We start from the raw sequence: 7,387 nt of genomic DNA, 5'->3' as shown, positions 1-7,387 counted from the left end.
CAGGACCGCCGCAGCCAGCGCCTTCGCCGCCGCCAACTTCGCTTCCGACCGCGCCACCCCGCCCAGGACGTCCAAGGCCGCATCAACAACCCGCTGCAACGGATCATCACCGAGCACGCCGGCGTCACCGTCACCGGAAGCGGCAGGCCCGCCTTCGCCAAAACGACCGGAAGCGGAGGAACTTTCACCAAGCGCAGCCATAAACGCAGCGACAGAAGCGTCAACCGCTTCCTCCGCCTGCGCCACCGCCGCGCTCGATTCCATACCTCCATCATCGTGAGGGGGTCCGACATTATTAGGCCCTACCACCGCCTTCATGAAAATACTTTTGAATTTTTTTGCGCCATCTATTCGAGGAAGCGGCGTCCTAGCCTTTCCGGGACAAAATGCCGGTTGCAGGTGCGACGAGCTGTGGTGCCCTGCCAACGTCCCGTGCCATACTCAGCGCGTGACGGCGTCGTATTCCTTTAAGGCCGGGTTGTGGCTCTATCCCGGGGAAGCCGGTTGGCATTTCCTGACCCTGCCGGTCAACGTCGCGGACGATATCCGCGCGCGAAGCGCTGGCCACAGCAAAGCCTTCGGTTCGGTCAAAGTTACAGCGGAAATCGCCGGCCAGGCATGGCAAACCTCGCTCTTCGCGGATACCAAGACCGGCACGTACCTTTTGCCCGTCAAAAAGGACATCAGGGACAAGGCAATGATTAGCGCCGGTGACGAAGTAGCCGTCCACCTTTCCCTGCATAACCTTTGAGGCCCGGGCCGCGGCTCGGCCCGGGTGCCGCAGCCGGACTGCTAGATCTGCTTCAGCGCCTGCTCCAGGTCGCCAATCAGATCGTCCACGTCCTCCAGCCCCACCGAAAGCCGCACCACGCCGTCGCTCAAGCCAATGGCGGCCCGGCCCTCAGGTCCCATCGCCCGGTGCGTGGTGGTGGCAGGGTGCGTGATGAGCGACTTGGCGTCGCCCAGGTTGTTGGAGATGTCGATGATCCGCAGGCCGTCCAGCAGCGCAAACGCCGCCTCCTTGCCCGAGCGCCCGCCGGAGGGGGCGAGTTCCAAGGTGAGGACCGTTCCGCCGGCGCTCATCTGCTTTGCGGCCAGCTCGTACTGCGGGTGCGACTTCAGGAGCGGGTACTTCACCCAGCTGACGGCAGGCTGTTCCTCCAGCCATTCCGCGAGGCGCAGGGCTGACGCCGAGGAGTGGTTGACGCGCAGCGCCATGGTCTCGAGGCCCTTGGTCAGGACCCAGGCGTTGAACGCGGACAGCGCCGGTCCGGTGTGGCGCATCAGCTGCTTCACCGGCCCGTCAATAAACTCCTTGGTGCCCAGGATGGCGCCGCCCAGCACCCGGCCCTGGCCGTCAATGTGCTTGGTTCCCGAGTAGACAACCACGTCGGCGCCTAACTGTCCGCACCGCTGCAGCAGGGGTGTGGCAAAGACGTTGTCGACGACGACGGTGGCCCCTGCCGCATGCGCCAGGTCGCTGACCGCAGCGATGTCCACGATCTCCTGCATCGGATTGGACGGCGATTCGAAGAAGACGGCGGCGGTGGGCTGGGAGAGGGCCTCGCGCCACTGTTCCAGGTCCGGACCGTCCACGAAGACGGTCTCCACGCCCCAGCGCGGAAGGATTTCGTTGAGGATCACGAAGCAGGAGCCGAACAGCGAACGAGCCGCAACCACGCGGTCCCCGGCAGCCAGCAGCGCACCCAAGGCGGTGAACACCGCGGACATGCCGGACGCCGTCGCAAAGCACGCCTCCGTGCCTTCCAGGAGGCGGAGCCGCTCCTGGAACGTGGCCACGGAGGGGTTGCCGTAGCGCGAGTAGACAAAGCGTTCGTCCTCGCCCGTGAAGGCCCGCTCCGCAGCGGCGGCGGATTCGTATACAAAACCGGAGTTCAGGAAGACAGCCTCGCTGGTTTCCTGGAAGTTGGTGCGGTCCAGCCCGCCGCGGACGGCCTGGGTGTCGGGGCTCCAGCCGGCGGCGTCTTCGTTGAAGGTCACTAGTTCTTTCCCAGGTTGGTCGGCAGGCCGCGGTTCTTCCAGCCGTTGACGGTACGTTCTCCGTAACGGTCCGGCTCGCCCTCAAAGCCCTCCAGGACGTTGTAGGAGGTGAAGCCGGCCTGCGTGGCGGCCATTGCGGCCGCGATGGAACGCTGGCCGGAACGGCACAGGAACACCAGTTCGGTCGACTTGTCCTCGGGCGCCTGCCGGCTAAGGTCGGTGATGAAGTCAGGGTTGGGGATTCCGCCCGGGAAGGTCCACTGGATGAACAGCGGATCGTTCTCGGTGGCCTTGGTGTCAGGAATGCCGATGTGGGCCCATTCGCCCTCCGTGCGCACGTCCACCAGGATGGCGCCCTGCTCGAGCTTTTCCCAGGCCTCCTGCGGGGTCAGGTCTCCGGCGTAGCTCATGCGTGGCCCTCGCCGTCGAAGTCGAGGTCATCGCCGGTGGACTCGAGGTCGTCAACAGCGTCCGCCACGGCAGCGTCCGCGGAAGCGATGGCTGAGGGCAGGACCACCGCCTGCGCCACGATCACACTGCTGCCGTTGAAGGTTGCCGCCGGGCTGCCGTGCAGGACATAGCCTTCCGCCAGCGCGGCGGAGATCCGCTCGCAAAAGGCCCGGTCATCCGGCCCGCTGATGAGGCGGTACGACAATTTCTCTTCAGGGGCAGGTGCGTCAGACACGACGGATCTCCTTCTCTCACGCTTGCAGCTCGAATGGGTCGATATGCCGAGTGTTCACCTGAGGCACCCCGCCGCGAAAGGAGGGTTGCCGACCGGCCAGTCAGGGCTTGGCGCCGGTACTCATTACTCCCCAAGAACGTAACACTTGCCGCCCGGCCCCGCACCGCCGCCGTCGTCATGTTGCGTAACTGAAGTACCCAGGGCGCCGCAGTGGAGCCTGGCCGCCGTCCGGCATCTTCATCCAAAGTACGACGGCGGCTCCTCCTTGGGTGTCAGGGCACCGTGCGGGACCTGGGGGAGCGGCAGCATCAGTTGATGTAGCAGTAGGTGCCGCGCCCAAAAGGACGCGCCCAAAAGGAACGGCGTGGACGCCGTGCCCCAAGGCACGTGGTCCACGCCGGATTCGTTTCGACGCTGGTGCTTAGACGAGGCCGGGGTAGCTGGCCAGGATGTAGTCGGCAGCAGCGGGGCCTTTCATGCGCAGCCCTTTGCGGCCGTGCCTGATGCGGCAGTTCATGGCTATCCAGAAATCGGACTCGGGGCCGGGCTGCTGCTGGTTGATGAAGCACCAGCTGGTGTACAGGCCATAAAGGCGGTCCCGGTCGAGGGTGGCGTCGGAGGCCTGGTCAATGTAGGTGGCTTCTTTGAGAAAGAGATCGAACTGCGAATGCGCCATGACGGCTTCCCTTCGCTACGTGCGGTGGTGCCGCCGTTCGGCTACAGCAGCGGACCTCAATGCCGTGCACGGGGCATCGAGTGTTGAGAATGCCCGCGGAAATCAGGGGCTAGGTGAAATCAAGGGCTACGGGGCGGTGTCACGGCCGCATCTACAATGTAGACTTTACTCGTAGACAACCAATTCGGCAAGCGAATGGATTACCTCTTCGGGTAAGAGGGCTTGCTGCCTTCCAGGACGGAAATCATGGCCTCCCCGAAAACCCAGTCCCCCGCCGGGCCGGCCCAAAAGCAAAAGCTGAGCAGGCAGCTCGTGCTGACCAAGGCGCTCGAAGTCGTTGACGAGGAAGGTTTGGAGGCGCTGACCATGCGCCGCCTTGGCCAGGAGTTGGGCCGGGACCCAATGAGCCTTTACCGCTATGCGGAGAACCGCGCCGCACTGCTGGACGGCGTCACCGAACTGGTGCTCAACGAACTCACTATCCACCCCGAAGATCCCGATTGGAAAGCCCAGCTGCGCCGCATCGCGCACGACCTTCGGAACCTTGCGCTCCAGCACCCCAATGTGGTGCCGCTGCTCGTGACCAGGCCGCTCTCCACCCCGCTGGGGCTGCGGCCGCTGGGCACGCTCCGTCCTCTCGAACAGATCCTGTCCCTGCTGATTGGGGCAGGGTTCAGCCCGGCGGATGCCCTCCACGTCTACCGCGCTTACTACGGCTTCCTCTACGGCCACATCCTGAATGAGCTGCAGGAATTCGTTGTGGACCCGGAGGAAAACGAAGTGCTACTGCGGCTGGGACTGCACCGGTTGCCTGCCAAGGAGTTCCCGCGGCTGCGTGCGCTGGCCCCCGCCCTGGCGGACTACGAAGGATCCGCGGAACTCGACCAAGGGCTGAGTATCCTGCTCTCCGGCCTTGAAGCCCAACTGTCCCTTCAGGACGCCTAGCCAGCCGGCTAGCCCGCCGTCGGGGCAGGCGTTCCGGTCGGGTTATTCGAACGAGGCCCGCCGCTTGTCCTGTTGCCGCGTGGCCCAGACGTCCGGCCGGTTAACCTTGAAACGGCGGCCGGTCAGGGCGCGGGCTGTCAGGCGGATGTAGTTTGCCTTTTCTCCCGGCTGCCATGGCTCCAGCCCCAGTCTGTCCACGGCGTCCTTGTCCGCCTGGTCCTCGATGACCGCCGTATCGCCGCGCAGCACCACGCTCCAGGCCTCTTCGGTATGGGTATCGTAGCCGTCGATCTCCAGGGCGGCAGGCCTCTCTGCCAGGGCACTCCACAGCTTGGTGACGCCGGCGGTACGGAACGCGATGCTGCGGCGGTGCACTACGTAGTTGATCGGAAAGATCTCGGGGTGGCCGTCAACCACCAGTGCAAGGCGGCCGACAGTGTCATTGGCCAGGAGTTCCCAGCATTCGTCAAAGGTCAGGTTGTCATTCGGCTGCGTCTGCGAGTCCATGAACCACACCTTACGGCCACTTCCCCCGCCGGACCTAGGGTGCAGGGGCCGGAATCACGGGCCCCTTATTGGATGCCCGCGAACAACTCGTTCAGTTCGGCGGTCAGCTCCTTCTGGACGGACGGCGTGCCGATTTCCTTGCCGTCGATCCGGTTCACCGGCGCCAGTAAACGGACGCTGGAGATCAGCCACACGGCGTCGGCGTCCAGCAGGTCCTGCGGCTCAAGCGGGCCGTAGCCCAGTTCCCAGCCCGCAGCCTTCGCCGCGGTGAACAGCGCGCCCTGCGAGGTGCCTGCCAGGATGCCGCTGTCCAGCTGGGGTGTGATGAGGCGCTTGACGGAAGCGCCGTCGTCGGACGTTCCTGCGTGGGCCAGCAGCACGGTGGAGGTGGGCCCCTCCAGCACCCGGCCGTCGGAGGAGATGAAGATGACGTCGTCCGCGCCCTGTTTGTGGGCATGGCGCAGTGCGGCCATGTTGACCGCGTAGGACAGCGTCTTCGCGCCGAGCAGCAGCCAGGGGGCGCGCTCGGCGGCGCCGCTGTCGTAGCCACGGTCAAGGAGGATGACGTCGATTCCCGTCTCGCGCTGGCGCCGCGCCAACGCCCCGGTGGGGGACACCTGGACCCAGGCGGTGGGCGCCGCGGCGCCCTCCGCTCCGCGGGTCACTACCAGTTTGACGACGAGTTCGTCCTCGGCGGCAGAGGCGGCCGGATGCCGGGACCGGTGCTCGTTCAATGCAGTGGTGATGGCCCTGCGCCATCCGTCCTCAGCCGGGATAACCAGGTCAAGGGCGTCCGCGGAACCGGCCAGGCGGTCCAGGTGGGCCTGGATCTTCCGCACATTGCCGCCTACAGCCAGCATGGTTTCAAAGATCCCGTCCCCCCGGGTTGCGCCCTGGTCCGTGACCATGAGCTGGGGTTTGGAGGCATCGGCGAGCCGGCCGTCCGGGAACGCGGGATCGAGGAAAACGAGAACCACGGAAGCGGGAGAGGTCATGGCTCCAGCTTAGTGCGCTGCCGCAACGGATAAGCTGGGCAGAGCGCCCTGGCTGGAAACGGTCCGCCGGGAGCCCATCCTCCGGGGGTTTAATTTCGTGTTGTGGCCATTCTCGCTTGCCGGCACCGCGCCGATGTGGGTGGTGGTGCTGCTGGGCGTCGCCGATCTCCTGATCAGGGTGCTGGCTCTGGGCATCATTCCGGGAAACAGGCGTCCCACCACGGCGATGGCGTGGCTGCTGGGCATCTTCTTCGTACCGTTCTTGGGCATCCTGCTGTTCCTGCTGTTCGGCAACTTCAAGCTGTCCAGCCGCCGCCGGGCGCAGCAGGAGCAGGTGAACGACCGGGTGCGCGCCGGGATCTCCTCGCTTGCCGACGTCGAAAGCGACTACCCCGGACCTGAATGGGTGAAGTCCGCCGCGGAACTGAACCGCCGGCTCGGCTCCCTGCCCATGGTGGACGGCAACTCCGTGGACCTGATCCCCGGCTATCCGGACTCGATCCTGCAGATGACCGAGGCCGTGCGCAAGGCGAAAAAGTTTGTCAACGCCGAGTTCTACATCATGAGCACGGACCACATCACCGACGATCTCCTCACAGCGCTGGAGGAGGCGGCCGAGCGCGGCGTCGAGGTCCGCGTACTCTTCGACCACATCGGTACCCTGCGGGTCAAGGGTTACCGGAAGCTCCTGAAGCGGCTACGGGCAGGCAAGATCCAGTGGAAGCGTATGCTTCCGCTCCTGCCCATCCACGGCCAGTGGCGCAGGCCGGACCTGCGGAACCATCGCAAAATCATGGTGATCGACGGCGAGATTGCCTTCACCGGCTCGCAGAACCTGATCGAGCCCTCCTACAACAACCCCCGGCACCGCAAGGCGGGCCGCGAATGGGTGGAGCTGATGGCGCGCCTGCACGGGCCCATCGTGACCACATTGAACGTCGTCTTCGCCACCGACTGGCTCAGCGAAACCGACGAATCCCTGGAGCACCAGCTGCAGCTCCCGTCCAACCCGCACCCGGGGAACGTGACTGCACAGGTGGTGCCGAGCGGCCCGGGGTTCATCACCGAGAACAACCTTCGGCTTTTCAACACGCTCATCTACTCCGCCCAGCACCGGATCTCGATCTGCAGCCCGTACTTCGTCCCGGATGATTCGCTGCTTTATGCCATCACCACCGCCGCCCAGCGCGGCGTGGAAGTGGAGCTGTTCGTCTCCGAGAAGGGCGACCAGTTCCTGGTCCACCACGCCCAGCGCTCCTACTATGAGGCGCTGCTCGAAGCCGGCGTCCGGATCTACCTGTACAAGGCCCCGTTCGTGCTCCATGCCAAGCACTTCACCATCGACGACGAAGTGGCGGTCCTGGGCTCCAGCAACATGGACATGCGCTCCTTCTCCCTGAACCTTGAGGTGTCCGTGATGCTGCTGGGCGAGGACATCGTTACCAAGATGCGTGCAGTGGAGGATACCTACCGGGACATCTCCCACGAGCTGAGACTGGCGGACTGGCTCCAGCGGCCGCTCGCGGCACGTTACGTGGACAACGTGGCGCGGCTGACGGCAACGGTCCAGTAGCAGCC

At 65.1% G+C, this 7,387-nt stretch carries 9 protein-coding genes, 1 pseudogene and 1 riboswitch; of the genes and pseudogenes, 3 read left to right on the top strand and 7 right to left on the bottom strand.

Annotation, left to right across the window (positions count from 1 at the left end):
* A pseudogene (locus Q9R30_RS04045) lies at positions 1-264 on the bottom strand (hypothetical protein); the annotation flags it as partial.
* 52 nt (positions 265-316) lie between these two features.
* On the opposite strand from Q9R30_RS04045, the gene Q9R30_RS04040 reads away from it, so the two are divergent.
* Complete coding sequence (locus Q9R30_RS04040; protein ID WP_311216845.1) at positions 317-751, top strand: DUF1905 domain-containing protein; 435 nt, start codon at positions 317-319, stop codon at positions 749-751.
* Between the two features lie 41 nt (positions 752-792).
* On the opposite strand, the gene Q9R30_RS04035 is transcribed toward Q9R30_RS04040, so the two are convergent.
* The 4 genes from Q9R30_RS04035 to Q9R30_RS04020 form a co-directional block, all read right to left on the bottom strand.
* The gene (locus Q9R30_RS04035) at positions 793-2,001 is read right to left on the bottom strand and encodes an O-succinylhomoserine sulfhydrylase (protein WP_311216844.1); all 1,209 of its coding nucleotides are present in this window, start codon (positions 1,999-2,001) and stop codon (positions 793-795) included.
* Positions 2,001-2,411: a rhodanese-like domain-containing protein gene (locus tag Q9R30_RS04030; RefSeq protein WP_104999325.1), complete on the bottom strand. Its 411-nt coding sequence runs from the start codon at positions 2,409-2,411 to the stop codon at positions 2,001-2,003. Before Q9R30_RS04030 ends, Q9R30_RS04035 begins: the two co-directional genes overlap by 1 nt.
* Positions 2,408-2,686: a DUF1737 domain-containing protein gene (locus Q9R30_RS04025; RefSeq protein WP_104999324.1), complete on the bottom strand. Its 279-nt coding sequence runs from the start codon at positions 2,684-2,686 to the stop codon at positions 2,408-2,410. Before Q9R30_RS04025 ends, Q9R30_RS04030 begins: the two co-directional genes overlap by 4 nt.
* Positions 2,687-2,699: 13 nt before the next feature.
* Positions 2,700-2,814, bottom strand: a riboswitch (SAM riboswitch).
* 293 nt (positions 2,815-3,107) lie between these two features.
* Positions 3,108-3,362, bottom strand: a complete 255-nt coding sequence (locus Q9R30_RS04020) for a hypothetical protein (protein WP_104999323.1) — start codon at positions 3,360-3,362, stop codon at positions 3,108-3,110.
* 246 nt (positions 3,363-3,608) lie between these two features.
* Here Q9R30_RS04020 and Q9R30_RS04015 point away from each other — a divergent pair, with 246 nt between their 5' ends.
* Positions 3,609-4,307, top strand: coding sequence for a TetR/AcrR family transcriptional regulator C-terminal domain-containing protein (locus tag Q9R30_RS04015; RefSeq protein WP_104999322.1), 699 nt, complete (start codon positions 3,609-3,611; stop codon positions 4,305-4,307).
* Positions 4,308-4,349: 42 nt separating this feature from the next.
* On the opposite strand, the gene Q9R30_RS04010 is transcribed toward Q9R30_RS04015, so the two are convergent.
* The gene (locus tag Q9R30_RS04010; protein ID WP_311216843.1) at positions 4,350-4,814 is read right to left on the bottom strand and encodes a pyridoxamine 5'-phosphate oxidase family protein; all 465 of its coding nucleotides are present in this window, start codon (positions 4,812-4,814) and stop codon (positions 4,350-4,352) included.
* A gap of 65 nt (positions 4,815-4,879) precedes the next feature.
* Positions 4,880-5,809 carry an aminodeoxychorismate lyase gene (locus Q9R30_RS04005; RefSeq protein ID WP_104999321.1) on the bottom strand — a complete coding sequence of 310 codons (930 nt, stop codon included), beginning with the start codon at positions 5,807-5,809 and terminating at the stop codon, positions 4,880-4,882.
* A gap of 133 nt (positions 5,810-5,942) precedes the next feature.
* Here Q9R30_RS04005 and cls point away from each other — a divergent pair, with 133 nt between their 5' ends.
* Entirely contained in the window at positions 5,943-7,382 is a 1,440-nt protein-coding gene (gene cls, locus Q9R30_RS04000) for a cardiolipin synthase (protein WP_104999320.1), read from the top strand.
* Positions 7,383-7,387 lie beyond the last annotated feature (5 nt).

It is taken from the genome of Arthrobacter sp. AB6, from assembly GCF_031844545.1.
Classification (GTDB): domain Bacteria; phylum Actinomycetota; class Actinomycetes; order Actinomycetales; family Micrococcaceae; genus Arthrobacter.
The sequence above is the reverse complement of the archived record's forward strand: the minus strand, read 5'-3'. Positions and strand labels throughout refer to the sequence as shown.

What these genes read in the sequence shown, in the direction of transcription:
- Q9R30_RS04030 (WP_104999325.1), bottom strand. Translation starts at nt 2,411, where the DNA reads ATGAGCTACGCCGGAGACCTGACCCCGCAGGAGGCCTGGGAAAAGCTC.
- Q9R30_RS04020 (WP_104999323.1), bottom strand. Translation starts at nt 3,362, where the DNA reads ATGGCGCATTCGCAGTTCGATCTCTTTCTCAAAGAAGCCACCTACATT.
- Q9R30_RS04015 (WP_104999322.1), top strand. Translation starts at nt 3,609, where the DNA reads ATGGCCTCCCCGAAAACCCAGTCCCCCGCCGGGCCGGCCCAAAAGCAA.
- Q9R30_RS04040 (WP_311216845.1), top strand. Translation starts at nt 317, where the DNA reads ATGAAAATACTTTTGAATTTTTTTGCGCCATCTATTCGAGGAAGCGGC.
- cls (WP_104999320.1), top strand. Translation starts at nt 5,943, where the DNA reads ATGTGGGTGGTGGTGCTGCTGGGCGTCGCCGATCTCCTGATCAGGGTG.
- Q9R30_RS04005 (WP_104999321.1), bottom strand. Translation starts at nt 5,809, where the DNA reads ATGACCTCTCCCGCTTCCGTGGTTCTCGTTTTCCTCGATCCCGCGTTC.
- Q9R30_RS04010 (WP_311216843.1), bottom strand. Translation starts at nt 4,814, where the DNA reads ATGGACTCGCAGACGCAGCCGAATGACAACCTGACCTTTGACGAATGC.